Genomic DNA, 546 nt, shown 5'->3' with positions numbered 1-546 from the left:
AAGGATGCGAAGTGGTCGGCCCGGCGCTCGTAGCGCCGGTGTAAGCGTCGGCAACCGGCCAGCCACGAAACCGTGCGCTCGACGACCCACCGATGGCGTCCCAGCCGCTGACTGGACTCGATCCCGCGGCGAGCGATGCGCGGGATGATCCCTCGGCCGCGCAGGAAAGAGCGCAGGTGCGGGTAGTCGTAGCCCTTGTCGCCGTGCAGCTTGCCCGGCCGGCGGCGTCGCGGGCCGCGGCGGGAGCGGATCGGCGGAATGCCGCGCACCAGCGGCTCCAAGGCCTGGCTGTCGTGGACGTTGGCGGCGCTGATCGCGACAGCGATCGGCAGACCGCTCCGTTCGGTGATGAGATGGATTTTCGACCCTTTCTTGCCGCGATCGAGCCGATTCGGACCTGTCAGCTCCCCCCTTTGACGGCCCGCACGCTGACCGAGTCGATCGCGCACCACGACCAGTCCAGCTCACCGCGCACGCCGAGCTCATCCAGCAGAATCCGGTACAGCTTGGCCCACACCCGCGCGGCACTCCACTCGGCGAAACGAC

1 pseudogene is annotated in these 546 nt (G+C 69.0%); it reads right to left on the bottom strand.

What is annotated here, in order from left to right:
- A pseudogene (locus ABD810_RS40870) lies at positions 1-546 on the bottom strand (IS5 family transposase); the annotation flags it as partial.

Source organism: Sphaerisporangium flaviroseum (assembly GCF_039537005.1).
GTDB classification, from domain to species: Bacteria; Actinomycetota; Actinomycetes; order Streptosporangiales; family Streptosporangiaceae; genus Sphaerisporangium; species Sphaerisporangium flaviroseum.
Note: the sequence above shows the minus strand (reverse complement) of the source record. Positions and strands in the feature narration are given on the sequence as shown.